The sequence below is a fragment of the Ensifer sp. Root31 genome, from assembly GCF_001424825.1.
Classification (GTDB): Bacteria; Pseudomonadota; Alphaproteobacteria; order Rhizobiales; family Rhizobiaceae; genus Ensifer; species Ensifer canadensis.
Genome location: NZ_LMCO01000041.1, coordinates 1 through 24508 on the forward strand (window position 1 = coordinate 1; position 24508 = coordinate 24508).

A 24508-nucleotide genomic window follows, 5' to 3' on the forward strand; every position below is an offset into this window, starting at 1 on the left:
CGGCGCGCCAACCAGGTGCGTCACGATCACGGGAGCATTGGGATAATCATACTGCTCGACGACAGCCATCGCGTCGGCCGGGTCCGTAACCGGAATGTTCGAAAACCGGATCGTTCGACTGGTCACGGAAGCGCCAAGGGCGCTGCGCATCTCGCCTTGCTGTAGGTAGCGGTTCGGCAAGTAGGTGATGCCGTTATAGGGAAAAGGTCTCCCGCCGCGATGGTAGCCAACTGGATCTCGGCCGGGCAAATCGAAGCGGATCAGATCGATGCGGGAAATATCGCCACTTTCGAGCGCGGCGATGACGGCGGGGTCAAGCATTGGGGAACACCTCAGTCGCGGAAAAGGTCGGCGTTCTCGCACCCATCGCCTTCGAGCTGGACCATGTGCCGGCGTCGACCTGCATAATGCAGCCCGGTTTTTCGAAGTGGACGGTGCACGGAAGCGCGAAGTTTTGGGTGTCGAGATGGAAACGGATCGACAGCGTCACCACGCCGGCGCCATTCGCCACGGCCGGCGAGCGGATGCGATGTAGCGAGCGGACGTAGGTTGATTTGCGGATCTCGACATAATCGCCGATCGACAGCGCAAAACCGGCCGGAAGTCCGGAAACGACGATCGTCGAAGGGTTGGCAACGCTCTGCAGGACAGCGTCCCCCACGAACGCACCGCCGCCGGCCTTCACGCCGGAGAGCGGCTTTCCCGTGTCGTGAAGCATCGGCCGAGGCCGGGCAATATCGTAACCGATGAAAAACGACGCCGAGGACTGGACATCCATGATCCAGCCATCGACCACACCGAGCTGCAGCCGCTTGAGGAAGCTGAACTTGTAATTCGCCCGCCAGAAGGGCGTTCCGAAGGTCTGTCCCTCGGTTCGTCGCCCTTCCATCTGGTCGATGTTGCGCGGCTGGACAGGATCGAATTCGCAGTCGTCGAAAAACAGCGCAGGCAGTTCGTAGAGGGTCGCCACGCGATATCACTCCGATGTTTGGGAGGGTTCGGCTTAGCCGTAAGCGGCTTCGCCGTTGTCATAGGCTTCCCGGTTGTTCCGATTGCCCTGCTGGTAGATTTCGATCGACTGACCTTCCGCCTCACGGAGAATGGTCGCGATGATCTCGCGCGAAAGCTCCAGCCGGATGATGGAAGGACCGCCACCCATGTTCTGGTTCGCCGGCGAGAACGCCCGCTCGACAGCGGCACTAACGCCGAGGCGACCCGTTGCGTCCCTCCGTAGCGGCATGATCGCTTCCGGCCCCGCCTCGCCCATCAGGCCTGCGCCCTTGGCGAACGGGAACAGAGTCGGACGATCGACGATCTGATTGGTGAACGCGGCGCCCTTGGCAAACGCCGTGACGCCGGCCATGCCGTAAACGTCGCCCTTGGCGTTGACGGTCCGCATTCCACCCCAAGGATCAGCAGTATCACCGCCGCCACCGAAGAGACCACCGAACCAGCCGAGTATGCCGCCGGCCGAGCCGCCAGAGCCTGCGTTCTTCACGTCGAAGATTGCATCCATGACGTCGTCGAGCAGCTTGTCGACGATCCTGTCGAGAGCGTTCAGCGCCGCATTTGCGAACGCCTCCCAGACCGTGGCGCCCTGCTCGATCGCTCCGGTGAAATCGTCGATGAAGCCGCGAGCAGTGTCGCGCGCAAACTCCATGTTCTCTTCGAACTTGCGGCGCGCCTCTTCCGCCTTTTCCGCCGCCGCTTCCGCATGGGCATAAGCGTTCGCAACACCAAGGATGCGTTCGCGCTCGGCGGCCAGCGCCGGCGTGAGGCTTTCCGACGAAGCGTTGATCAGATCCTGTGCGTTTGCAAAAGCCTTGCCGATCGCCAGCCCGTCGCGCTGCGCAGCCGTAAGAATATCCTGCACTGCCGCCTGGCGCTCGATCGCGAACGTCGAAAGACCAACGACCTTTGTATCCTGCTCGGTCGCCTCGGTGCGTTCCTTGATCCGGCGGATGGTCCGCTCATAATCGGACTCACGATCGCCCGCGGATTTGCCGCCCTTCTTTTTCTCGTCTTCGAGCGCGTTCTTGATCGATTGATCGCGGACATCCTTGAAGAACCCGCCCATCGGGTCGCTGGCATCGATCCTAGCGAGCGCGCCGACTGTATCGAGACTGCGCTGCGCCATCCGGGATTTGGCGGACGAACCTCCGAAATTGAACGGCTCTATTTCGTACTTTTCGAGAGGCTTTGCTTTGCCGTCAGTGGTCCAACCAAGCTTGTCCGTGACCCAACCAACGCCAAGCATCTCGGTGACGCTGTTGGCGTATTCCATGATCTTGTTGAAGCCGGCGATGGCCTTGTTGACCATCCACTCGATGCCTTCCAGAAACCCATTCGCCGCGGCTTCGCCAGCGGCAACGAATGCGTCGGGGATCTGTGCTATGCCGAACTTGATCAGCTCGACTTGGACCATAAATCCTTTGACGACGGCGTTGCCAACCCATTTTACGCCGGCGACGACATCGTCCCACACTTCACCGAACGTACCGCTGATGGATGCAATCGCCGGCTCTAGAAAGTCATAGATGTATCGACCGAGTACCTGCAAAGTCGCGAGGGCGACGTCGCCGAAACTGACACTGACGTCCGTGGTCTGGTTGATCTCGTAGGTGAGCGCCGCAAAAGCACTACCCACCGTCAGCGCCGCAGCAGTCAGCAGCGGAAACTTCGTTAGCACCCCCGTGATCATCTTTCCGGTTTCACGGAAAGCGCGACCGACGCCACCTTCATCCGGGCCATAGATCTGCGCGATCTGCGGTCCTTGCTGCAACGCGACCTGCGTCAACGGCATGCCGAGCGCCAGCGATTGAAAGACATCGTTCAGCTGAAAAACGAGCTGCCGCTGCTGGTGACCATTGTCGTTTGCGGCTTGGCCGTGCCGGCGGTGAGCGGCGGATGCCGCATCGAGAGCCGCTTCCTCTTGTGCCAGTTTGGTGTTCAGTGCGGTGACCGAACTAGCAAGCTGGTGCTGGCCGGCAGCTGCAAGATCCGCGCCATTCGCAACCATGCCATACTTGCGATAGATGCCCAGCAGGATCGCGTCGGCTCGATCGATTGAGACAGCACCCTTGTCGAGAGCGCGACCAAGAGAGGACACCGCCTGCTCGAAGCCTGCAGCGCTCTTATAGCCGTCGATGTACAGTCGCGACAGCCGCGTGAGGGCTCCCCCCGCCTGACCGGATTGTGCGTCGGTGCGGGCAAGCGCCGCACCCACTTCAGCGCTCGAAGCAGTGCCTGCCTTATCAGCGGCAATCTTCTGATTCATACCAGCCACATATTGGCTGGCATTCATCTGCGCATCGACTCTCAACGATCGGAGGGCTACCGTCATAGCAAATACACCTAGGAGAGAACGATGATTGAAGCCGCGCTCGCGATTGCTCTGACGGCCTCAGGTAGCCCGCAATTCGGCCAATTAGCCAAAGCGGAGGAATGCGCCCAACTACTCGAAGACGACGCAATTTTGGCGGCACACAAAAAGAAAGCGGTCGATGCCCTGACGGGGCTCGGCGCATCCGTTGAGGAAGCTCAACAGATTGTCGAGCAGAACCTCATTGACGCGCGGCGGACATCAACCTCAAATCTAACGCCCCAAGATTGCGAGGCGTTGAAATGACCGAGGTTACTTTTTTTCCGTCGTGGCCTGCTCGGCCTTAACCTCAATCCACTCAGCATCGACGGCCTGCAAGAAGTGCATGAACTCGGCGAACTCGTTGCCGCTGATCGCGTGATCAGCGGCATACCGGCTGATGGCTTGATACGAGATCGGACCCTCGCTGCCAAATGCGCCATAGAAGCGATCGAAACGAAGCGCTTCCCACGCCCGAAAATAGAGCCCGTGCCAAGGCTCTACTTCCGCCTCGTCGGGACGATCCGGGATCTCGATGAATTCCGCCTCGTCGGGATTTTCATCCGCAAGGCGCTGGAGCCAGTCGGTTTGGCCTTCGCGCGTCAAACGCCAGCGGAAGGCCGATCGGAGTTTTTTGTGGCTTCCTCAACGAACTCGACGGTGCGCTGCGCCACCTCGCCAGCACACCACTCGATCGCAGCTACGACATCGCGGAATGCAGGATCGGTCAACGTTTCAAGCGCGATCTCCGGCGTGTATTCGACATCAAGGCCGCGCCAGCCGCAAAGAACCTCTTCGCAATAGATCTTGCCCGCCTCGCGAGCCATCACTTCTGCCGGCGGCGCCTTCCGCTTGTACTTGCGCGCCAGGCGCTGCAGCATGAAATCGCGCTTGGTAACGTAGCTCGAAGCATGCAGCGATCGAACGTTGAAGGCCACGCCCGGCCAATCCGGGTAATCAATCCAGTCGCCTTTTGCCTCGCGCTCAAGATCGGCGCGCAGGGATGCTAGTTTCACAGTCATGGTCAGATCCTTTGTCGGAAGGAGACGAGGCGACGCCGACACGTCGCCTCGTCGTGATGCGCATCAGTTTCGTTCCCGTGATCGGCGGGAACCTCGTTAAGCCTGGTAGTATTCGAAGCGGTCGAGGAGGATGTGCGCTTCGGTCAACGGATCTTTCGAAGCGGTCGCCGTTAGCGGCAGCATCGTGTCCTGGTTCTTGCCGCCGGCGGAAACCGAGCCCTCCGTAAGGGTCAGTCGCGGCAGGCCATAGACCAGCGCCTGGTTATCCTTGGCGATCCGAGTGTTGATGTTGGTCGGGACCGAATTGAACAACTTGTCGAGGAGCGCCTTTGATCCGAAATAGGTCTCCATCGAGACGGTAACCGTGGCGCTACCCATGCCGATATCGACCGCGCCAACTTTATCGTCGCTGCGGATAGCGTTCAGCATACGCAGGTTGTTGTTGAGCGTGATGCCGAGTGAGCGGACGAAGTTCGGGCCGCCAACAGGGATCCCATTTTCGGCAATTCTGCCGACATTCACAGCCGCAGCCATGACGCGGTTTTGCGTGGCCTGCTCCGGTGTATCGTCGAGCGAGACATGTGTCGGCTCGCCGGTCAAACCATTCAGCGTCAGCACATAGCGGGCAATCTGCTCGCTTTCGAAGTTCACTTCGAGCTGCCCCACCTGCATGCCACGCTGGATAATGTAGGTCGGGACCGTCTGCCCCATCCAGCCGCGCTCGACCGTCTGCGTAAGCTGCGCGACGCCGTTCTTGATCCGGTCGCCGTAGAACACGCGAAGCGTCTTTCCGGCGCCGGCGTTCACAGCCCACCCCGTGGGCAGGTTATCCAGCGTCAGCTTTTGTGCGGCAATGCCGATAATGCGCGCCCACCCATTCAAAGCCTCGACGGCGAAACGGTAGGCCGCGCCCGTGCCACCGACCTTGACCCACTGCCCGACCGCGAGGCCAAGCGTCGTAAAATCGAGGGCAGTCGATGCGAGGCCATCGGCAACTGCCGTGATATCCCCCGCCGTGCCCTCAAATCCGACCACTTTCATTCTTGCGCTCGCTAGCGGCGCCGCCTCGTCGGTCAGTAGGGCCGCCCCCACTGCGGGAACCGTTGCGGAGCCAGTGGTAACCTTGAAGAGCCCATTATTGCCAGGCTGGCCGAATCCCGACAGCCGCACCAGGTGGCCGACAACGAATGCGGCCCCGGCTGTCACGGTAACAACGCCAGTTGCCGCAACCACACCCGTGATCACACTGTCGGCCGTGCCGTCATTGTCGCGCTGCGGCGTGTTCGTCCAGGTGTTGGCAAAAGCGCTTTCGATGAACAGCGACAACGGAGAACCGTCGACCGGATAGGACTGCTCGCCATTGATGGTGCCCTGGTTGGTCTCGTTGACCTTGACCGGGTCGGACTCCATGCGATCGTCGCGGATCTCTTCGGAGGTCGTGAACACCGGCTGGAACGCCAGAGCCTCGCCGGTAAAGCGATGCGCACGCATGCGCGGATTTGCAGGCGTTTCGCCAAGCGTCTGCTCGCGGGTAACGGTCATCCGCACCCGGTTCGTATCAGAACCAGCCATAGGTTTTCTCCGTGGTGATGAAGCCGCGACCAGCGGCAGAGATTCATTCGTCGCGCAGCCAGTCGATCGTGACTGTCATGCGGAAATAGCTGCCATCCGCCGCGCCGGGCTCACCGGCGCCGATGGAGGCATCGCGAAAGGTGACACCAGCAATCTCCTGCCCGCGAAACAGGTCGGCGATCTGGCGACCGTAAGTGCGCGCGGTGCGCGTGCCGGCGCCGCGCGGTGCCATGACGTGAACATAGAACTGGCCGGCCTCACGCCAGAGATTGGCCGCCTGCGTTTCCGCACCGATGCTTTCCTGAGTGAACAGGTCCCCAAACACCTCGACGAGCAACCAGTGTTCCGGATCTGCCGGCACCTCGAAGCCGTCATTCTCGAAGGCGATCGGCGTCGCCGTCCAATTGGCGACGAGGTAATCATGAACCGCGTCATAGGTTTCGACGGTCGCCATCACTGCACCATGTTCATGACGATTGCGGGATAGGTGATCGGCATGCCGGCCTGGCGATCCTTCCGCCGACCCTGATTGCGTTTCAGGCGATACGGGATAAGCGGATGGAGCCCGCCGGCGAGATCCAGGAATTGCATTTGAAAGCTGAAGCTCTGCGATCCGTATTTTCGCACCAGGTCAGTCTTGGCCTTGTCAAACATTCGCGCCGGCACGCTCATCTGCATCGCCCCCACCTGCACCTTGCGGACATAGGGTTGCGCATTGGTGATGATCACTTCCGCCGAGGGCGGCACATCGTCGAAGTTGGTCACGATCTTGCCGCCCACGATGACGATGAACGATGACGCGTAGCGCCCGCTCTTTCGCGGGCTCCGCTTCACTAGCGCGTCGAGGGCGTAGCGGATGACAACGCGCCACCACGAAAACTCGTAGAGGATCGGACCCGGCGCTTGCACAGTCTCTTCCGAAACGCCGCGCCGACCGTTGACGAAGAGGTCATAAAGGGGCGTAGCCGCGCCCGACTGAATGGCGTCCGCGAGCTGCTGGCGCGCGAACCGAGCCAGATGGGCCGAGATCTGGTCGGGCTCGATATCGGCCGTCGCAAGACTGATCTGCTTGTCAAACGTGTCGAACCGCGCCATCAGCCCTTCACCTGCAACTCGATCCGAACAACAACATCGTTCAGCTTCAGATGATCTGCTGCAACGATCGCCCGAAACCGCCCATCAACCTCGCACCAATCGCCTTTTTGCGGGTATGGCTTCGGCCAGGTCGAAAGGTGGGATGGCGACAGGATCACCTTGCTATCTTCCTGCGAAATACCACTTTGCCTGATGACGTCATCCGCCTTGTAGCCGCGAACGAAACCGAGCATGGCCGCAAGCGCCGTGGTCGCGTCTTTGTCTCCGCGACGGACACGCACCGCCTGCCCGTGCACCGCGATCTGCCGATCGAGCGCGGCAATTGCCTGCGCCGGGCTCATATACGGACAACCCTCAAGCCGCCGACAAGCTGATCGACCGCCTGATTAACGACATTCCCCACCTGCTCCGGTAAGGCAAACTCGAACCGACCCACACCCTCAACCTCTTCCGCCTTTTGGAAAACGGATTGATCGAGAACGCGCAGGAATGTCGTGGCTTTCAGAATAATGGCCTGTCGGACCTGCTCGGGCACGGCACCGGTGTCGGCTACATCGTATCCCGCCCGATAGCGGACAATGAGCGCCTCAAGGCAAAACTTCGGCCAAGATCCGGAGGCAAAAACGACGGAATCACCCTCAGTTTTGTAGGTGTCGGGATCAATCGTCCCCTCACTTCCGTGGGCACGATAGCTGATCGAGAGGACTCCGATTAGAGGCGGGCAAGGCAAGTGGAGCCTGCATCCCCGTAGGTCGCGGGTCACAAGTTCCAGAGTTTGAGGTCCAAAGCACCGCCCCAGGCTTCCAAGCGGACCGTCGAGATCCCCTGTCGCTGCAGCAATAGCGACTAGCGCCATCGGATCTCCAGCGTAGGTGGCACCAAGATCGGCGGGCAGGACTATCGGCGCTGGCGCTTCGATAACACGTATGGTCATCGTCATTCCTTCAAGCATGAAACCGCATGCAGGCTGCCGCCCCTCATCAAGGAGGAGCGGCATGTGTTGCAGGTCTGGCGCTATGCGTCGCCAGTCTTCGCCGCGTCATCCTTGCCGTAGACGCTCATATCGAGGCCTTGGCCGGTAAAGTGGGGGTCACTGGGATGCCGCCAACGGGCGTCGTTGAAATCGCCACCATTCTGAATGGCCGACGTGCCAGCGCGCGGGTTGCTGTCGACAGAAGGATGATCAAGCAGAATAGCAGCCTTGATCTCATCCTCGACGATCGCTCCAGAGGCGGAGTCGACCGAGGTCGCGGGGTCGGGGTTTGCGATTGCCATAGTTTCGGGCAGACGGCCTTCCTCGGCTGTCTGCTCCGTGACCTGGTCGGCAATCTGCTCCTGCTTTACGGCGTCCTTCTCTGCGTTGTCCGCCGATTTGGTTTCGGGCTTTTTCATTGCCTTATCTCCATAGCTGTGAACGGTACGGCTTCGAGGCCGTCAGGGGATGGCGCCTTAAGGCGCCATCTTGATTGCCTTGATCACCGTCGGGTCCTGGACGCCGCCGCCAACGCGCTTGGTGGTGTAGAACATCACGTAGGGCTTGTTGGAATAGGGATCACGAAGGACGCGAACGCCGGTACGATCAACGATGAGATAGCCACGACGGAAATCGCCAAAGGCAATCGGCACGCCGCCGGCCGCCATGTTGGGCATCGCCGCCATCTCGGTCAGCGGGTAGCCAGCGAGGATAGAGGGCTGCCCCGCCTGGAAAGACGGCTGCCAGAGGTAGTTATTCTGGCCATCCTTCAGCTTACGCACCTTACCCTGAACACTCCGGTTCATGGTGAAGCGTGCATTCTGCGTGAATTCGCCCGGCAGGCTGTAGATCAGATCCATGATCTCATCGGAGGTGACCGCAGCGGCGGCCGCTGCAGTGACCAGGCTGATCGCGCCCCACGGATGCTTCGCGGCATTTGCAGCGCCGGTAACATAGGTCAGGAAGCCGTCAGGCTTGTTCGTGCCGTTGCCAGCAACAAACGCGACACCTTCTTGGTAAGCGAATTCGGTTTCGACTTCGCCAGCAAGCCAGGCTTCCATGTTGACTTCGGCGTCATCGAGGAGCTGCTGGGTTGCCGCAGGGTTGGCGTAGATTTCGCCCGGAGCGAACGTCAGAGGACTGAACGTCGGCGTGGTCGTCTCGGTGCGCGCAGCGGTTTCGCCGACCCAGCCAGAACCGGTTCCACGGTTGTTGAACAACTTCTTGAAGCCAGCCGTCGAGATCGTCTGCACCTGCGCGATCTGCCGCATCGGCGAGACCTGCACGAGCTTGTCGGTAATCGTCCGATCCCATTCGACCGGCGCGAGATAACCGCCTTCGCCGTCAGCACCCTTGTTCAGAGCGGCTTGCACGTCACCTCGCGAAAAGTGCGCCCGGAACGCGGCGGTATATTCCTGGTCGCGAGGCGCGTTTTCACCGCCGGCGCCGATCGACATCGCGGCAAGCTTCACGTTGGCCTGGTCGACCGCCGCCTGAAGATCGGAAACCGCACTGTTGACGCGGTCGAGCTTCTCGGTAGTCACAACGTCGTCGAATTTCTTCAGCAGCTCCTTTTCCTTGTCGGCGTGGGTCGCCTTGAAGGTTTCGAAGGCCTTGTTGACCGCCTCGATCGCTGCCTTGATGTCACCCGGAGGGCCTTCGGCCCGCACCGCGACGATGCCGCGAGATTTGGGTTTGGAGTGAGGCAGACCAGGGAGATTTGCGGCTCCTACGGCAATCGTCATGCCGTAGAACATGGGACCATGCTCGGTAAGAACGGAAGCGTCCGCACTACCGGCAAGCGCGTATGCGCCGACGATCAGCAGCGCGCCAAGCGCCACTGCAAACGTGGAGAGTTTCATGAGAGTGTCCTTTAGTGTTGGATTGTAGCGGTTAGGCGCTCCAGGGAGGCCTTCAGTTCGTCGGCGTCCGCTACGGCAGGACGCACCCCCGTCGCTACGGCGGACGGGTCTTTGACCTCGCCAATGAGGCTACGGCGCTCATCGCGAGGGATTCCGGATTTTGCTAAGAGAGCCTCGACACGCCGCGTCGCGTTGACGGATTTGCCGGCAGCGGCCCGCGTACTGTCTTCGGAGACTTGATCGGCGGTGAGGAAGGCGTCTGCGAGCCCTTCGGAAACGGCCTGCTCACCGTTGAACCATGTTTCATTGTCCATCCACTCCGCTGCTTTCGACTTCTTGACGCCGGCACGTTCGGAGTAGACCGTGGCCATTGCGTCATCGAAGGGCTCCATTGTTTCGGCCGCCGAATAGAGATCGTGGCGGTTTCCAACGGCGATCACCCACGCATTGTGGACCATGATGAAACCGGCCTTGCCGATCTGGATCTCGTCTCCAGCCATCGCAATGACCGAGGCCGCCGAGGCCGCAAGCCCGAGAATGCGGACAGTGACCTTTTTCGGGTGCGCGCGCAGAGCGTTGTAGATGGCAACACCCTCGAAAAAGTCTCCACCCGGAGAATTGAGATCAACAAAGACCTCCTGGTCTCCGATGGCGCGGAGAGCTGCCGCTACGCGTTTTGACGTGACACCGCCGCCCGACCAATAGTCTTCGCCGATGACATCGAGGATAGAGATCGTATTGTCAGGCGACTGCTGGGCAGCAACGATGCCAGCATTCCAACGCTCGATCGCCTCTGAATCAGTTTCGTAGGCGCAGATGGCCGGAAGACGCTCCGCTTTCAGCTCAGGTAATTTGCGCAGGCTCATCGCCAATGCTCCCTTAGGTTTTCGATTGCGCCAATGGGTTTGCAGCGAGGTCGCGTTCAGGCAGATCGACAGTTTCGCGAACTTCCGCGTAGTCCATCCAGGGCTGATGCCCGCCGGAACCGAGGGCCTTGGCGAAGTACTCGCCCTGATCCTTGATCGAACCGTTCAGGAGCGCCGCGACATTGAACTTCGCCTCATAGATTTCCGCTTCGTCATCATCGAGCAGGCAACGCTCAATCGCCTGCTGCCAAGCCTCGAAGTGAGGATTGAGGGCGAAACGCACGAAGAGCTGCCCTAAGGAGTCGATACCCGAGCCCCATGATGTGTCATCAACACCGAGAAGTGGACGCGGCACCCCAAAGGGACGGGCAATCTCCTCGATCTGGTGCTTGCGTTGCTCGATATGCTGACTATCGCGACCGCTCTGGGAGAATGGCTTGGCCTCCAAACCTTCCTCGCCAATGATCCACTTATGTGCCTGGGCGGCGCCTTCCCGCTCATCCATCTGCTCTTTCAGGCGCCGGAAAGCGTCTTCGGACAGGCGGTTTTTGACAGACATCATGCCGCCAACAAGCATGCCGTTCCGAAACAATCGGGCGGCGGCTCGCTCTGTCTGAAGCGCGAGGCCAATCGCCTCGGCGGCCTGCTTTACGAGCGATATGCCGGAAATGCCGTCCTCAGAAAGGCCGTAGCGAAGATGGAACACGTCCCGTTGCTGAAGGATGGTCGTCCCGCCCTCAGGTCGGCGGTACTCGTACTCCAGAGACCAATCCGTGCGCTGACGAGGTGTAACCCGCTCGGTTGCCAGCGGCACGAGCGCGAGGGGTTTCCGGCCGCTGCGGACAATCAGCGCAAAAGCATCGCCACGGTCACCATGCCCGCTCGCTCCCAGCATGCGCTGCTGCATGAGGGAACGAAACTCGAAGGCCGTCTGCCAGGCGTTCGGCTTCCGGTGAAGGATGCGAAACAACGGATGATCCGTCGCTTTCTCTTTCGTCGCTTTCCGGCGCAGATGCAGCGGAAGCGTACCTGCCGAGAATGCGATCAAGGAAACGCACCGCATGACGGTGGTATTTCGCATCGCCGCCTTCGGCGTGACACTGACCCCCGCTTCTGTCATTGCTCCGGCGCCACCCTGCAGAAACTGCCGCAGGTGCGGATCATTAAAATCCCAAGCGTCGAAGGCATCGCCGGTGAGCGCGGTCACCTCATAGGTGTGCGATGTCGTGGGCGCTGGATTTGAGCGCCCAAAAAGCCTGTCGAGAAAAGTCGGCATTTATCACACCATCCGCAGGCCGCGAGTCTCGTAAACCGAGGCTCCGGCCGCCACAGGGTTCTTTGTCATGACGGCAATGGCGTCGAAGAGAGCCATCACAGGGTCGATTTTGGCGTCGCCGGCCGTCTGTTTGGTCGCGCGAATGGCTGTCGCCGTCGGCTCGATCTTCAGATTTGAGACGCACCAGGACATCATCGCACCGCCCGCATGGCGCAACATGCCGTTGGAAAGGCGTCGCTCGCCGGTTTTGATGGCGTTCATCATCCCGTAGCCTTGCGGGATACCAATAAGCAGGCCGTTTTCCGTCGTCACATCAACGGAAGGATCAGCCAGCGCGTCGACTATTTCGCCAAGGCCTGCCGGGTCCACCGCGACGGCTGCGAGAAGGTTTTCGTCCTTCACGCGTTTGATGATTTCGACGATGGCGACGATATCTTCGAGCGCATCGTCTATGATCGTCAGGTGGCCGCCATTCTTCTCGAAGTCCACAAGCCGGTCAGCGATTTTCTGGCGGCGCTTCAGGACGCTGCGATGGCACCAGGCATGATGCCAAACGATCCAGCGCTTCATGAGCCTCTTAGTCTTCGCACCGTTCACGACAACGGAAACCTCGGTCTCCGCAGGCTCACGACCCAACACCGACAAGCCGAAAAGATCGTCGAGGCCGCCACCGTCAAGCCCGACCACGATCACCTCGCTGCGCTCGATCAGCGCTTCAAGGGCCTCATAGTGAGGCAACGCGGCGAGTTCCTCGTCTTCTGCCCCATCCCAGAAGTTTGCGCCCGGCCAGCGGTTCTTCCGCAGGTTCATGCCGATCTCGACATTGAGATGTTTCGCGAGGAAGCTTTGGAGGGTGTCCCCCTCCTCATCGTCGCCGGCGCGAACCTTCGCAAGCTTGCGCTTGAGCCAGTCCATGTTCACCGAGCGCCCCATATTGGGGTTGGTGATGTACCAGTTCTCCGGCTCCATGTAGGCGCCGGACTTGATCATATCCTCGGGGAACTCGTAGAGGACTGGCAGGCTGTAGGGATCATCGATCTTACCGTCGCGGACCTCGCGGAAGTAGTCGAGCTTTTCCTTGAAGACGCCTGCAGGCGGCTCATCCGACTGCGTCGTGATGTAGATCGTGAACCCTTCCGGGCGCGAGATCAGTCCGCCGGTGGCTTCCTGCAGCATGTTGCTGGCATTCGCCTTTTTCCCGAACAGCCAAACCTCTTCAATCAGAACGAACCCTGACTTCTTGCCGCCGACCGTGGCCGAGTCTGCGCTGATCACCTTCAGCACCGCATTGGTGAGCGCGTGCGTGATCTCTTTCGTGTTCTTGTTGACGTGGAGCAGCGGCACCAGCTCAGGGTCCGCCGCAACCATGGCAGCCGCTGGGTTGAAAGAGTTGCCGGCAATCTCCTGCGTCGGCGCCAGGATTGTCAGCTCTTGGTTATGCCGCCAGTTGCGGATCAGAGCCGTCAGCATGATGCCGGCTGAAAACGTCGACTTGATATTCTTCTTCGAGATCAGGATGAAGATCTCTTCGATCATCCGCCTTGCGCTGTCGGCATCGTAGGCTCCGAAAATGGCCTCAACGACGTCGAAAACATATGGCTCGCACGACTCGCCGAATGTTGGGTGGCGATGGCGTCCGAGCTTTCGATCATAGATCTGGGCAAGATCAGTGATCTGGAGGGACTTGAACACCTCAAGGGCTGCTGCCGCCTCGGCCGGGAAGAGCGGAGCGAAGGGGATCAGGCTTTCCCTAGCAACAATCCGACGCTCCCAATCCGGACATGCGGTGGTGAAGTGGGGCATCTATCGTCAGCCCTCATCTTCGGCTTGAACGGCCTGGCCATTGCTCGCAGCCAGACGGGGACCGGAAGGAACCGCGAACTTCCCGCCAACGGAACGCGCAGCATCCATCCGCTGATCCTTCTTCGAGACGTACCCGGTGCGCTGCGTCGGCTGATTAGCCGCCCGCTCCTGAAGGTGTTTTGCAGCACTCTCGGCGGCGACGGTGTCGAGCGTCCGAAGGGCATAGGCAAGAGCGGCTGCATTGCCGGCAAGGCCTTGACGGATCTGTGCAGTCCGGAGCCTTCCGCGTAGCCGATTGAGAAGAACGTCGCGATGCCTTGTCAGGTGCAAATAATGTTTGCGCAAAGTCGGCACAGAGAGCCCCACCGTCTTCGCCACTTCCTTGTTCGACATTCCGGACGCCAGCAAGACCATGATATTTATGATCATTTCTTCGGTCGGCTCATGCTCGGGCCGACCCGCCTTGCGTTCGGTCGTCTCAACCGGGTTTCCAAACAGGTCAAACATGGCGTCCCAATAAAAAAAATCTGCTCGTGTGCCCCATGCGGTAGAGGCCCCTTTGGCCTCCCGAACTTTCACCCGCCCCCCCTTGATGGGTCATGGAGGGTCAGGATCGGGATGAGAGGCGAGCCGCACGCGCCGCCACGGTCTTGAGCGTATGGTGGGAGCCGCATAGGCAGCGGCCGTTCTTCGAGTCGAGGAGCGCACCCCCGTCGGAGCGCTCGACGATGTGGTCGGCGAACAGTCGCGCCGGGTAGCGCACTTCACATCGCTTGCCAGCCTCGACCCATTCGCATTGCCATCCGGCTCGACGCTTCACCTCACGCGCCCATCCCTTGTGAGCATCGGTGAGAAGCTCAGGGTCGGCGCGCTTGGGTGGAGGCTTGGCGGTGCGAGTGTCCAGCGTTCGAATGCCGCTAGAGATCATCGGGATCTTACTCATACTCTTAGAACACAAAAGGCGACCTCGCGGCCGCCTGTCATCTTCTCATAGCTGTAGCACTTGCCCTGAATCGGTGTCTCGCTTCGGAGACTGTCAAGGCTGGGGCTGACCGGCGTACCGACCTCGGGATTGCTCCCCGCTGTTTAGGCGTTTTCAGAGGCTCACTTCAGGATCATCAGCTAGTCCAGTGACCGAATGACTCTCACAACTTCCGCAGCAATGCAAGAGGCACCGTCACCGGCACTTCACCGCCCATGAAGCGGATAGCAACGACGACGTCGCCGCGTCCTTTCCTGTTCGGCGTGACCACGATGGCCTTCTGATTGTTGAACGGGCCAGCCGTTATCCATACCGGCTCGCCAGCCGTTACAACCAGGTCAACAGGACGCTCCCAATCGTACGTTCCTCCAAGCGCCATCGCGTTGAATCTAGATACTTCCTTGTCACTGATACGCATCGGCCGCTCGCACCCACCGAGCACGTCAATGGCATGCTCGATGCCCTGCAGACCAGCGAGATACTCTGCCTGCGGTAGCATCTGAACAAGCACGTATCCATGGATAACAGGCATCATTGTGCCCTCGATAACCCGGTGACGACGGCGGAGATCCGGCCCTTTTCGCATGGGAACAAGCGACCGCACGCCCATCCTTTCAAGCATATTCTCCACTGCCTTTTCACGACCAGTCCATACCCGAAGCGCGAACCACGGCGCAGCGCCGCCATTGATTCGGCAATTCAGGGTTACCATCGCGCCCTCGTCGAGCAGGCAGTCTGTGATTCGACGCATGCGTTCCTCGAACCGCTCGCCAGAATAGACAGCAATGGGAGCACCTTCGGACACGTTACGCTGCATGATCATCGCCCTTGCTCCTCGCTGCGAGATAGTCGGAAATCTTTTCGCGGTATCGGTCGACCGCCTCGGCAACAGCGCGGTCGAGATCCTCGCTGGCATCGATCGACGGGAAGTAGATCCAGTCTGGCAAACGCCCGTCGAAGAACGGCCAACCACGGCGCTTGTGCTCGCGCCGCCATGCTTCCATGCGATCTGAATCGCGGTGTACCTGCTCGAAGCCGTGCGCCGCTTCGTCGAGCAGACGCGGGCACAGCCAGCCCTGCCGGTCCCTCGCCCGTTCGTGCATGAGGTTCACTGTCGGCCACCCGCTGCGCATCCGCTTTTCGGCCATGACATCGGCTAGCGTGGTTTTGCCTGCATTGATCTGAGCCTGCTCGAAGCCGGTCGGGCCAGCGACAACGCCAGTCGGCGGCAAGAGCAAATCGGCGATACGTGTGGAGTTCCAGAGCTTGCCGTAAGGCGGCGCCGGCACATTCGCGGGCTTCGACGCCTCTTCCGCCGAAGGCACGGCCAGCCATAGCTTTTCGCCGAAGTATGTCGACGGCGCCGGCACGTGGGATTTCTTCTGCGCCTTGAGCAGATCCAGCCAACGCGGGAAGCGATCCGCCGCTTCGCGCCGTTCGTCGGCGGTGAGCGCATACCAGGCGCGCCGGGCAGGCTCTTTCGGCATTCCGGCAAAGCCCGGCCAATCCTTTGCCAAAGCCCAGAAGGCCTTGTCGATTGCCGCCGAGCTTTCGGACTGGCCCTCCTGCCCTTCCGCCTCGCGCTCGCCCTCTCTCAGATTCTTACAATCAGTATTTGCTGAATCTAAGTTATTACTATGTGCCGATTTTACCGGCGCCGGCAAAACCGGCGACGGCATTGCCGGCGCCGGCATTTCAGTCTGCGGTAGAAATGCAACACTTCCGCCCGGCATGCTGCGAGGCTCATCGAAAATCACCAGCATTGACGATCCAAACTTGCCGTCGTCGCGCTGCTGCTCACGTTCGGCATAACCAAACTCGACCAGCTCGGCGATCATCTTGCGGGCCTTGTCACGGCCACAGCTGCCCTTTTTGATGATGTCGCCGATGACGACGGTCCAGTTGTCCGGCTTGGAAAGCAGGTAGCCGAGCAGCCAGCGCGCCTCCATGGAAAGCCGGGCGTCTTCAAACACATGGTTCGGTATCGCCGCATACCGCGCGTTGCGCACGCCACGGCGAATGGTTGCCTCCTGGCTCATTCGCCGCCCTCCTGCCCGTCCGCCGGCAAACCGCAGACGATGCGATGCATGCGCCCACGCGCGACGATGACGGCCATGTGCTGGAAGCCGGCGTCGTCGATCGCCCGCGGACTGCGAAGCTCCGCCATTTCGGCATCGAGATAGGCGAGCCCCTCGCGGAAACCGGAGTGCATCAGCCGATTGCGGATCGTCGATTCGCAGGTCATGAGCATGGACAGGGGGCATTCGAGCAATGCGCTCGCACGCTCCGCGTCATCGGTCGCATTCGCGAGCCGGGCGATTTCAGGACGAAGCTCATTCATCGTCACACCCCGGCCCGACCGCACCATTGTCGCCCTTCGCCACGAAGTCCTTCCAGTGCTTCCAGCCCTTTGGGCAATGAAAGCCCCACTCGCGAATGCGCGGACCGGTGATGAACAACGTCCTGCAGTACCAGTGGTCGCGGATCTCCAGCCGGTGCGCGCTGGAGGCCCTGCGCAGGACGATATCGCCCTGGCGCAGCTGCCGGCGGACATCGTCGGGCAGAACCTCCAGCATGGAGCCGTCGAGCACGATCGACAGAGACCACCACGGATGGTCGTGCAACGCCCGATCGTCGTCGGAACGCTTTATGTGATGGTGATAGACGTTGAAGAAGCGATTGCGCGGGATGATGAACCACCGAAGCATGTAGGGCCGCTCTGCTCCGCCGATGATGAAATCCGGCTCGCGCTTCAGACGCGCTTCAAGGACGCGATTGATGAGCCTCGCAAGGATGATCGATTTCATCGGCCGATCTCCTTTTCCACCCGCTTGGCAAGTCCGGCGAGGTCACGTGCCTTGCCGTCGAGATCGTCGAGCCGATTGCGGAGTGATTTGCCGTCGTCGAGGTACCGTTTGCGAACCTCCATCACGGCCTGGTACTCGCGGTCGAATTCGGCCTGCGCCTTCAAGAACTGATCGAGCAGCGGATTGGAGCCTTCCGGCCCGAAGAACTGATCGCGCACCTCGCGCACCCATGCCGCCGGAACATTCAGATCTTCCGCCAGCCGCTTGTCGGTCCAGCCGGAGCAATAGCCCTCGCCGCTATAGTGGTCGGATATCTTGGCAAACACGATCTGCCGGTCGGCACGGCTCATTTCCGGTGGCGGTTCTGCCTTGAGCGGCACCACGTTCACCGCCGGCCCTTTCTGGGGCGTCGTCATCGTCTCGGTCTCCTCTGGGGTTGGCGCCGCACGCTTCAGGCATTCCGGGCAACGGTCCTTCCGGTCCGTCGTGCCGACCTGCCAGCCGAAGCTGCGGAAATGTTGGGGTATGGATTCGGGCGTCCGGCGCTTTACGCCGCGCTTGAGCGGATAGAAGGCCACGGCGCTGCAGATGCAGCGAATGCGGTAGCCGAGCGCGGCGTTGCCGGTGTCGGTCGTGCCGATGCGGTCGATGGGAAAGGCGCGAGCGCTCATGCCGACTTTCCCCGCATGAAGGCGTCATAATCGCCCCGCAGATCGCGGAACCGCGCCGCGCAAGATGCGTCTTCGTCGAGCTGCGTTTTGGAATTGATGTTCAGAAGGAACTTCAGGCGAGTGTCCGCCTCACGTGTCGAATTGACGGCGCCGCCGGCACCCTTCCCTTCCAGAAATCTCTGAAAAGTCGGCTTCCCGCAGAGGATGGCAGCGACCTGGCTCGCCGGCCGCTTTGCACGCTCCCGCCGGTCCAGCTGGCCGCGCAGATCGCGAACCGCGACCGCCGCCCTGTCCTGTAGGCCGAGGAAGAACGACAGCAGGTCGGCGGCGCCGGCAATCAGTTCGAGTTCGTGCGCCAGGGCATCAGAGTGGATGGTGCACAGCGCGACCGATTCACCGGAAGAGCGCCGCGCGATGATGCGCGACACGCCGCCGTCAACGTCCAACTCCCAGACGTCGCCGGTTAGTCGGTCCGAAATATCGCGATATCGGATCAGCCGCGCCCTTTCCCGGTCGCGGTCGGAGAGAGGCGACGTCATTCGGCCGCCTCCAGTGCGCAATGGAGACCGCACTCAACGTCGTATTCTTCGGGATCAAACTCGTCGAAGAACTCGGGCGACGCGGCGACCTCGGCAGCGAGACCAGCGATGCTGTCCCGCTTATCGAACCATCCCCGCTCCTGCTTTCCTTTGTACGCGGACTCGTTTGCCGCCCACCAAGGCGCAACGCCAGGTTTTTCCCGGATCAATCGCTTTTTGATCCCTCGCCCCTTTAGGAAACATAGGTCACAGTTCCCCTCCCATGGCTCTAGGCCAAGATCAAAAGGCTGACTTTTCCAGAAGGCCATAACGTCCGCCTTGCGGACCTTCGCTCTGGCGAGAGGGAATTTGACAAGGCGCGGCGGGTCACGCGGAACAAGGACCTTCCCCTTTTTGACAAACTCCGCATTGTGGAGCGCCTTCAGGATGCGGTGACCTTCGTCATCTCGTAAACCAATGATCTCGCTGTATGACCCTTCGACCAATCCAATCGAGGTCGCGAAATCGGTCATCGGCTGCACTTTGAGGAGACCAGTGCACCACCGCTCTTTCCAGTTTGGAAGGCGTTGCTTCTTTTCGATGAGAGCTTGAAATGGTTCGCCGTTGCGGCTTGCGCTGTTGTAGCCGACAACCTCGAAGCCGGGCGTTCCTTCCCGGTATTCGATCCAATTTACCCGAACATCCCACCGAGACGCGCACGCGTGCACGAAGCGCAGCGTCTCCTCACGCTCTTTACCGGTGTTGGCAAAATTGACGTGCACATCTGGCGGCAGCATGCCGTCATGCGCTTCCAGGATCTTGAAGAGCATGTATGCCGAGGTGCGGCCGCCAGAGAACGAGATCAGCGCCGGCCCTTCAATGAAGTATGGACTCGTCATTCAGCCGCCTCGCTTTCCGAGGCGTCCGCCGGCTGAAAGTCCGCATAGTCAACGCGCCGAACAACGGTCTCTGACCCGTAGCTGCCATCCTTTTGCAGTTCCCAGACGCACCACATCGTGTTCATCTGGCTGCCAGCGATTTTTCCGTCCCAGCCGTCCCGGTGCATCATCGGCAAACGCCGCTTCATCACGTAGATGCGCGCCGGCGGGCACTCTTCCATGTAGAAGGTGCGGTCAGGATCTTCGAAGCCGGCGAGCACATTGAGGTTGAGCAGCAATGCCATCTTGCGCGGGCGGTGCACGCGCAGGGCATGCGCGATGCAGGAGTTCATCTCATCGCCATAAGGCGGGTTCGAGACGATATCGAAGCCCGCGCTTTCCGTTTCGCGGAAGTCGCCGACATCCTGCACCACGCCATCCTTCGTCGTGGTGCCGTAGTCTTCGATATCACCGAGAATGACCTCGTAGCCCGCCGCCTCCAGCATGCGGACGATAGCACCGCGTCCGCAGAAGGGATCGTTCACGGTCGCTGTGAAGGATTCCAACGCGAGCACAACATTGGTCGCCAGCGCCGGCGTCTCGTAAAGATTGTTGCCGCGCTCTTCCTTGGTTGCCGTTTTCGTGCCGATCGCGTTTTTCAGGTTCGCCCGCGTCGGCGCGAGGCCGGCGGCGACGCGAGCGGCAATGGCGCGCTCGGCGATGCCCGGCGTCTTTTCTTCCGCCGCCGCCAGCTTGCGTGCGTCGTGAATTTCCTGCCGGGTTAGCCCCGCTTCCGCCTGTTTGAAAATGTCGTCAGTTGCGACATTTTTCGGACGCCCTTTTTTCGCCGCCTGACCGGCCTCTTGCGCGGCGTCGTAAGCCTTGGCGAGCTGGATTTTGCAGCGCGTCTCCATCAGCAGAGCGTCGCCCTGCAGCTGCCGGAACTTCGGCACCAGCTCGCGCGTCGCGGCATACTTCGCTGCGAACCGCGCCTCGGCCTGCGAGAGGTCATAGGCGCCGTCGGCAATCACGCGAGCGCGCTGGATGTCGCCTTCGTCGAAGAGCCGCGCCGCCGTCTCCAGCATCATGACGATTTCCGGCACTTTCGCCGGCTTCGGCGCTTCGACCAGGCCGAACTCGACCGCCAGCGTGGCCGCCGGCAAGGCGGCTTCAGGTGACGACGCGTCGAGCAGGCCGAGATCGCGCGCCAGCGTCATGCCGGCATCGGTCGGAAAGCAAAGCATCATGTCGGTATCATGCCGCCGCACGAGCCCATGCTGATGCAGCCGCTGGATGCGGCGCTTGCCACCGCCATCGGGCGCGCGGTACTCGCCTGCGGCAACGGCGCGAAGGATGTCTTTCTGTTCGGGAGAGAGCATTGCGGTCATATCCATCAGTGCGCCCTCATCAGCCGGTCGAGGTAATATTCACCCGCCGCCGCGATGGCGAAGTGATGCGGGTAGATGGAATGCCGGCGCGCATAGCCGATCTGGGCCAGAGCGCAGCCGGCCAGCTTTTCGCGAAGACCGGACGCCAGCAGATACTGGCCGTCCATTTCGGAAAGCCGACGCAGAAAAGCCCGCTCGGCGGGCTTGAGAGGGGAAATGGTGAAAGACGCGCCCACGGTCAGCCCTCCGCCGTCGCGGCGGCGACCAGTTCGAGTGCCCGGATCGCTTCGAGCGCCTCACGGTGGATCGTCCGCTTTTCCAGCGCATCGTATTTGCCGTCCGCGCCGGCATCGATGATCGCCTTGGAGACATCCATTGTCTGCGAGAGGACGCGGTGCGCATCGAGTTCGGTAAGTGGCTTGACCCCTTCCCGCCCTGCCGAAGGCACAAGATCGAAGCCCAGCATGTGCGCCGCTTCCGAAAGGATGATCGGCGAGCCGGCGCGCATGTCTGCCTCAACGGCGATGTCGATCGGGATCATCGACTGGCCATGCTCATAGGAGCCGTCCGGCCGACGCTCGCCGAGCGTGGCATACTTAACGAGGCTGGAGACCGCGACGCGCGTCAGCATGGCAAACGAGGTGACGCCGCCGCCGAGGCGGTAGCAGGCATCCGTCACGCCCTTCAGGGCAAGGATCTGTTGGTCGGAAATCAGGCGCACGAAAACACCCCACTGAAAGCAAGGAAATAAAAACGGGAAAGGATTCACTGAAGTCGCGCGACCGAGCCGCTACGAATGGGACATCAGATCACGGAGGCCCACATGGATAGGCAGATGCAAAAACAGAGGCAGGGACGCGCAGGTCAGTGGCGCGCCCCTGCCAGGTGGCAAGGCCCATGGAGAGGAGGGAGGGCACTTGCGGGGAAACCTTCATTCCGCCGCCTCCAATCGGTAGGCAGCCGCTACCGGCACACCCCTCGCCGCGCAGTTTGCGGCATAGAGAGCAACCGGCCCATGGTCCGTCAGAGCAATAATGATCGGCCAATGACGATCCGGGATTCCGGTTTTCGACCATTTGTAGACGGCATCCTTCGAGAGGTCGCCGCCCGCTTCTGTAGCGGCTTTCGAGATTGCCTCGGCGCCGCCCGCGTCCTTGATGATTTTCCTGATGCTGATCGTGCTCATGCACGCATCAATAATGGATTTTAAATCCACTTACAAGGCAAGTGAAATCCAACCCGGAAAATAATTCCGAAACTATGATGGCGACCATGGCTTGGTGGAAAAGATTGGACGAGAGACGTAAGGAACTTGGCTGGAACAAGGCCGAGCTTGCCCGTCGATCAGGCATTCCCTACGACAACATCAACAAGTACCTGCGAGGCGATATTGAGCAGCCGCGAGGGGATGTGCTGGACACGCTGGCACGCACGATCAAGCGCCCTCTCCTTTGGCTTCGAGATGGCATCGAGGTCGCACAAAGCGAACTGACATTGATGCCCGGTAGGATGGTCGCTGCCCAGGTGGTAGGCCGGGTGGAGGCTGGAGCATTTCGTGAAGTTGATGAGTTCGATCAGTCGGAGCCGGTTTTGATCTCGGTCCCACCGGATGAGCGCTTTCCTCAGGCCCGGCAAATCGTCTTCGACGTCTCCGGGGACTCAATGAACAACCTTCGGCCAAGACCCATCATGGATGGCGACCGGGTGATCGCCGTTGCATACGAAGACGTGGCAAACGAAGCAGTTCTTCGCGATGCGATGGTCGTCATAGTCGAGCGCACGCGTGACGGCGGACATACTCGCGAATGGTCAGTGAAGCAGGTTGAACTTTACGAAGGTCGCACCGAGTTTCATCCCAGATCGACGAATCCGAAGCACAAGCCGATCGTAGTCGAACGAGACGCGGACGCCGATGACGGCACGCGGGTCGAAGTCATCGGCCTTGTTCGACGCGTCCAGAACGAATTCACCTACTAAGCGGCGAAGCTTCGCTCGACATCAAAGTCATCGCATGCGCGACTGATTTCGCCGAGCAACCATGCCGGCGGCTTGGTGCACATGTAGGATTTTCCGTCCGGTCCAAGAAAGTTCATGATCGGATAGATCATGTAGCAATCCATCTCTCCTACGGGGGCGACCGCCGAAACCTTGAACGCATAGCCAGGGAAGCGCCGGACGAGGTAATCGACGAACCGCTCCTTCGCCCCATGGATCTGCGCCCGTTGATCAACTGGCGGCACAATTACAAACTCCGTTACCTCATGTGGCATAGTTTCGCTCCTGACTAACTCCAATGATCTGCCCAATTCTGCAGTCGCACTGAGTGCAGCAATATGTAAGCGAGGAGAGAACCCCGCTCTCGACCAACTCGTCGACGTCGCAAGGTGCATCGTCGACCGGCGGCACCTCAACCACCCTCGAAGTTTCCCTTACGCAGTTCTCGCACCGGACGTGCAGAACGAAAATTCGAGGCTGATAGCGTAGCGCGACAGACATGTTTGTTCTCCTTTGGTTCTCATAAATCCAGAGAACCCCGAGAGAGTCGAGTCGAATCAATCGATTGGAAAATAAATCCATAACTAGATTGACGTTTTCACAAGTTGGATTTATTTTCCAGATGCATCGACCCGAAACCCATAGGAGACAACCCATGCAGAACCCGCTCGGCAACACCCCGCAACAGGTAATCCATTCCATGGCCGACGCCATGCGCCTGCTCGGTGAGGGCTGCACTGAAACTGCCATGAAATTGAAAGGCTTCACGCAGCAGCAGCTCGTCAAATACGGTGACGCCGCCCGCGAACTCGCCTTCGAGCAATCCGCCCGTCACGTCCGCGTGCGCATTTCCGCCCGCCACGCGGCGTAGCGCCATGAAGCCGCAACCACGCCTCGCGGGAACGCGCCCGCACATGGTCCTTCCCGACGAATACCTCGATCAGCGTCGCCGCGAGATCGAGCACGCCGACCAGGCGAGCGAGTTCCTTCGCGGCGTGGCCTGCGGCATCGCCTGCACCCTTCTCACCGTCGCCCTCTTCGCCCTCTGGCGCATCGTGGCCTGACCCCGAAAGGAACCCTCATGAAGAAGATCCGCGATTTCAGCCAGATCATCGGTCTGCTGGAAAACGGCCAGCTCAACCCTGCCCTGTCGGGCGAGGTCAGCGAAACCCTGAACAAGCTCTATGACATGTCGGAAGGCAGCCAGGGCGCGACGTTCAAGGGCTCCACCACCCTGAAACTCAGCTTCACCGTGAAGGACGGCATGGCGACGATCGCCGCCGATTTCTCCTCCATCACGCCGAAGCGCCCGCGCAAGAACTCCGTTTTCTGGGTCGTCGAGGACGGTGCCCTTTCGACCGAGCACCCGCGCCAGCACGACATGTTCACGCCGCGCGCGGTCTCCTCCGAAGAGCCCAACCGCCAGAGTCAGTAAGCCC

33 protein-coding genes and 1 pseudogene are annotated in these 24508 nt (G+C 60.6%); 5 read left to right on the forward strand and 29 right to left on the reverse strand.

Features of this window, described 5'->3' with window-relative positions; genetic code table 11:
- From ASD00_RS28100 to ASD00_RS28110, 3 genes and pseudogenes are all read right to left on the reverse strand, one after another.
- A pseudogene (locus ASD00_RS28100) lies at positions 1–321 on the reverse strand (DUF2163 domain-containing protein); the annotation flags it as partial.
- A complete protein-coding gene (locus tag ASD00_RS28105) occupies positions 314–970 on the reverse strand; it encodes a hypothetical protein (protein WP_057210459.1) in 657 nt (218 codons plus the stop codon). The pseudogene ASD00_RS28100 and the gene ASD00_RS28105, both read right to left, overlap by 8 nt.
- Positions 971–1003: 33 nt before the next feature.
- Positions 1004–3277: a phage tail length tape measure family protein gene (locus ASD00_RS28110; RefSeq protein ID WP_162249760.1), complete on the reverse strand. Its 2274-nt coding sequence runs from the start codon at positions 3275–3277 to the stop codon at positions 1004–1006.
- 90 nt (positions 3278–3367) lie between these two features.
- On the opposite strand from ASD00_RS28110, the gene ASD00_RS28115 reads away from it, so the two are divergent.
- The gene (locus tag ASD00_RS28115; protein ID WP_057210463.1) at positions 3368–3628 is read left to right on the forward strand and encodes a hypothetical protein; all 261 of its coding nucleotides are present in this window, start codon (positions 3368–3370) and stop codon (positions 3626–3628) included.
- A 6-nt stretch (positions 3629–3634) separates the two neighbouring features.
- Here ASD00_RS28115 and ASD00_RS28120 read toward each other — a convergent pair whose 3' ends face one another.
- From ASD00_RS28120 to ASD00_RS28240, 25 genes are all read right to left on the reverse strand, one after another.
- Complete coding sequence (locus ASD00_RS28120) at positions 3635–3967, reverse strand: hypothetical protein (protein WP_057210464.1); 333 nt, start codon at positions 3965–3967, stop codon at positions 3635–3637.
- Positions 3964–4383 carry a hypothetical protein gene (locus ASD00_RS28125; RefSeq protein ID WP_057210522.1) on the reverse strand — a complete coding sequence of 140 codons (420 nt, stop codon included), beginning with the start codon at positions 4381–4383 and terminating at the stop codon, positions 3964–3966. The genes ASD00_RS28120 and ASD00_RS28125 overlap by 4 nt, the downstream gene beginning before the upstream one ends.
- A gap of 96 nt (positions 4384–4479) precedes the next feature.
- Complete coding sequence (locus ASD00_RS28130; protein WP_057210466.1) at positions 4480–5955, reverse strand: phage tail tube protein; 1476 nt, start codon at positions 5953–5955, stop codon at positions 4480–4482.
- 43 nt (positions 5956–5998) lie between these two features.
- A complete protein-coding gene (locus ASD00_RS28135; protein ID WP_057210468.1) occupies positions 5999–6409 on the reverse strand; it encodes a phage tail terminator-like protein in 411 nt (136 codons plus the stop codon).
- Complete coding sequence (locus ASD00_RS28140) at positions 6409–7050, reverse strand: hypothetical protein (RefSeq protein WP_057210470.1); 642 nt, start codon at positions 7048–7050, stop codon at positions 6409–6411. Before ASD00_RS28140 ends, ASD00_RS28135 begins: the two co-directional genes overlap by 1 nt.
- Complete coding sequence (locus ASD00_RS28145; protein WP_057210472.1) at positions 7050–7391, reverse strand: hypothetical protein; 342 nt, start codon at positions 7389–7391, stop codon at positions 7050–7052. The genes ASD00_RS28140 and ASD00_RS28145 overlap by 1 nt, the downstream gene beginning before the upstream one ends.
- Positions 7388–7984: a hypothetical protein gene (locus ASD00_RS28150; protein WP_156585833.1), complete on the reverse strand. Its 597-nt coding sequence runs from the start codon at positions 7982–7984 to the stop codon at positions 7388–7390. Before ASD00_RS28150 ends, ASD00_RS28145 begins: the two co-directional genes overlap by 4 nt.
- Before the next feature lie 80 nt (positions 7985–8064).
- The gene (locus ASD00_RS28155) at positions 8065–8442 is read right to left on the reverse strand and encodes a hypothetical protein (RefSeq protein ID WP_057210476.1); all 378 of its coding nucleotides are present in this window, start codon (positions 8440–8442) and stop codon (positions 8065–8067) included.
- Positions 8443–8499: 57 nt separating this feature from the next.
- The gene (locus ASD00_RS28160) at positions 8500–9885 is read right to left on the reverse strand and encodes a phage major capsid protein (protein ID WP_244496148.1); all 1386 of its coding nucleotides are present in this window, start codon (positions 9883–9885) and stop codon (positions 8500–8502) included.
- Between the two features lie 11 nt (positions 9886–9896).
- Entirely contained in the window at positions 9897–10751 is an 855-nt protein-coding gene (locus ASD00_RS28165; RefSeq protein WP_057210478.1) for a head maturation protease, ClpP-related, read from the reverse strand.
- 13 nt (positions 10752–10764) lie between these two features.
- The gene (locus tag ASD00_RS28170; protein WP_200951502.1) at positions 10765–11958 is read right to left on the reverse strand and encodes a phage portal protein; all 1194 of its coding nucleotides are present in this window, start codon (positions 11956–11958) and stop codon (positions 10765–10767) included.
- A gap of 72 nt (positions 11959–12030) precedes the next feature.
- On the reverse strand, positions 12031–13830 hold the full coding sequence (locus tag ASD00_RS28175) for a terminase large subunit (RefSeq protein WP_057210480.1): 1800 nt from the start codon (positions 13828–13830) through the stop codon (positions 12031–12033).
- 6 nt (positions 13831–13836) lie between these two features.
- Entirely contained in the window at positions 13837–14409 is a 573-nt protein-coding gene (locus ASD00_RS28180) for a hypothetical protein (RefSeq protein ID WP_244496149.1), read from the reverse strand.
- 28 nt (positions 14410–14437) lie between these two features.
- Positions 14438–14758 (reverse strand): HNH endonuclease signature motif containing protein, encoded by a 321-nt coding sequence (locus ASD00_RS28185; RefSeq protein WP_244496150.1) that lies wholly within the window; start codon positions 14756–14758, stop codon positions 14438–14440.
- Between the two features lie 217 nt (positions 14759–14975).
- Positions 14976–15635 (reverse strand): transcription termination/antitermination NusG family protein, encoded by a 660-nt coding sequence (locus ASD00_RS28190; protein WP_057210486.1) that lies wholly within the window; start codon positions 15633–15635, stop codon positions 14976–14978.
- A complete protein-coding gene (locus tag ASD00_RS28195; protein WP_057210488.1) occupies positions 15619–16851 on the reverse strand; it encodes a hypothetical protein in 1233 nt (410 codons plus the stop codon). Before ASD00_RS28195 ends, ASD00_RS28190 begins: the two co-directional genes overlap by 17 nt.
- The gene (locus ASD00_RS28200) at positions 16848–17153 is read right to left on the reverse strand and encodes a hypothetical protein (protein ID WP_057210490.1); all 306 of its coding nucleotides are present in this window, start codon (positions 17151–17153) and stop codon (positions 16848–16850) included. The genes ASD00_RS28195 and ASD00_RS28200 overlap by 4 nt, the downstream gene beginning before the upstream one ends.
- Positions 17146–17619 carry a hypothetical protein gene (locus ASD00_RS28205; protein WP_057210492.1) on the reverse strand — a complete coding sequence of 158 codons (474 nt, stop codon included), beginning with the start codon at positions 17617–17619 and terminating at the stop codon, positions 17146–17148. The genes ASD00_RS28200 and ASD00_RS28205 overlap by 8 nt, the downstream gene beginning before the upstream one ends.
- Entirely contained in the window at positions 17616–18290 is a 675-nt protein-coding gene (locus tag ASD00_RS28210) for a hypothetical protein (RefSeq protein WP_057210494.1), read from the reverse strand. Before ASD00_RS28210 ends, ASD00_RS28205 begins: the two co-directional genes overlap by 4 nt.
- Complete coding sequence (locus ASD00_RS28215) at positions 18287–18829, reverse strand: hypothetical protein (RefSeq protein WP_057210497.1); 543 nt, start codon at positions 18827–18829, stop codon at positions 18287–18289. The genes ASD00_RS28210 and ASD00_RS28215 overlap by 4 nt, the downstream gene beginning before the upstream one ends.
- The gene (locus ASD00_RS28220; protein WP_057210499.1) at positions 18826–19707 is read right to left on the reverse strand and encodes a hypothetical protein; all 882 of its coding nucleotides are present in this window, start codon (positions 19705–19707) and stop codon (positions 18826–18828) included. The genes ASD00_RS28215 and ASD00_RS28220 overlap by 4 nt, the downstream gene beginning before the upstream one ends.
- The gene (locus tag ASD00_RS28225) at positions 19704–21080 is read right to left on the reverse strand and encodes an SAM-dependent methyltransferase (protein ID WP_244496151.1); all 1377 of its coding nucleotides are present in this window, start codon (positions 21078–21080) and stop codon (positions 19704–19706) included. The genes ASD00_RS28220 and ASD00_RS28225 overlap by 4 nt, the downstream gene beginning before the upstream one ends.
- On the reverse strand, positions 21080–21310 hold the full coding sequence (locus ASD00_RS28230; RefSeq protein WP_057210501.1) for a hypothetical protein: 231 nt from the start codon (positions 21308–21310) through the stop codon (positions 21080–21082). The genes ASD00_RS28225 and ASD00_RS28230 overlap by 1 nt, the downstream gene beginning before the upstream one ends.
- Positions 21311–21312: 2 nt before the next feature.
- A complete protein-coding gene (locus ASD00_RS28235) occupies positions 21313–21795 on the reverse strand; it encodes a hypothetical protein (protein ID WP_057210503.1) in 483 nt (160 codons plus the stop codon).
- 210 nt (positions 21796–22005) lie between these two features.
- Complete coding sequence (locus ASD00_RS28240) at positions 22006–22260, reverse strand: hypothetical protein (RefSeq protein WP_057210530.1); 255 nt, start codon at positions 22258–22260, stop codon at positions 22006–22008.
- Positions 22261–22334: 74 nt separating this feature from the next.
- Between ASD00_RS28240 and ASD00_RS28245 the strand changes: the two genes are divergently transcribed.
- Positions 22335–23051: an XRE family transcriptional regulator gene (locus ASD00_RS28245; RefSeq protein WP_244496152.1), complete on the forward strand. Its 717-nt coding sequence runs from the start codon at positions 22335–22337 to the stop codon at positions 23049–23051.
- Here the strand turns inward: ASD00_RS28245 and ASD00_RS28250 are convergent.
- Positions 23048–23344 (reverse strand): hypothetical protein, encoded by a 297-nt coding sequence (locus tag ASD00_RS28250; RefSeq protein WP_057210505.1) that lies wholly within the window; start codon positions 23342–23344, stop codon positions 23048–23050. The genes ASD00_RS28245 and ASD00_RS28250 overlap by 4 nt on opposite strands.
- A gap of 380 nt (positions 23345–23724) precedes the next feature.
- Between ASD00_RS28250 and ASD00_RS28260 the strand changes: the two genes are divergently transcribed.
- The 3 genes from ASD00_RS28260 to ASD00_RS28265 are packed head-to-tail and all read left to right on the forward strand — an operon-like array spanning position 23725 to position 24504.
- Positions 23725–23940 carry a hypothetical protein gene (locus ASD00_RS28260; protein ID WP_057210507.1) on the forward strand — a complete coding sequence of 72 codons (216 nt, stop codon included), beginning with the start codon at positions 23725–23727 and terminating at the stop codon, positions 23938–23940.
- 4 nt (positions 23941–23944) lie between these two features.
- Positions 23945–24133: a hypothetical protein gene (locus ASD00_RS40455; protein ID WP_156585835.1), complete on the forward strand. Its 189-nt coding sequence runs from the start codon at positions 23945–23947 to the stop codon at positions 24131–24133.
- A 17-nt stretch (positions 24134–24150) separates the two neighbouring features.
- Entirely contained in the window at positions 24151–24504 is a 354-nt protein-coding gene (locus tag ASD00_RS28265; protein WP_057210508.1) for a hypothetical protein, read from the forward strand.
- The last annotated feature ends 4 nt before the right edge of the window (positions 24505–24508 follow it).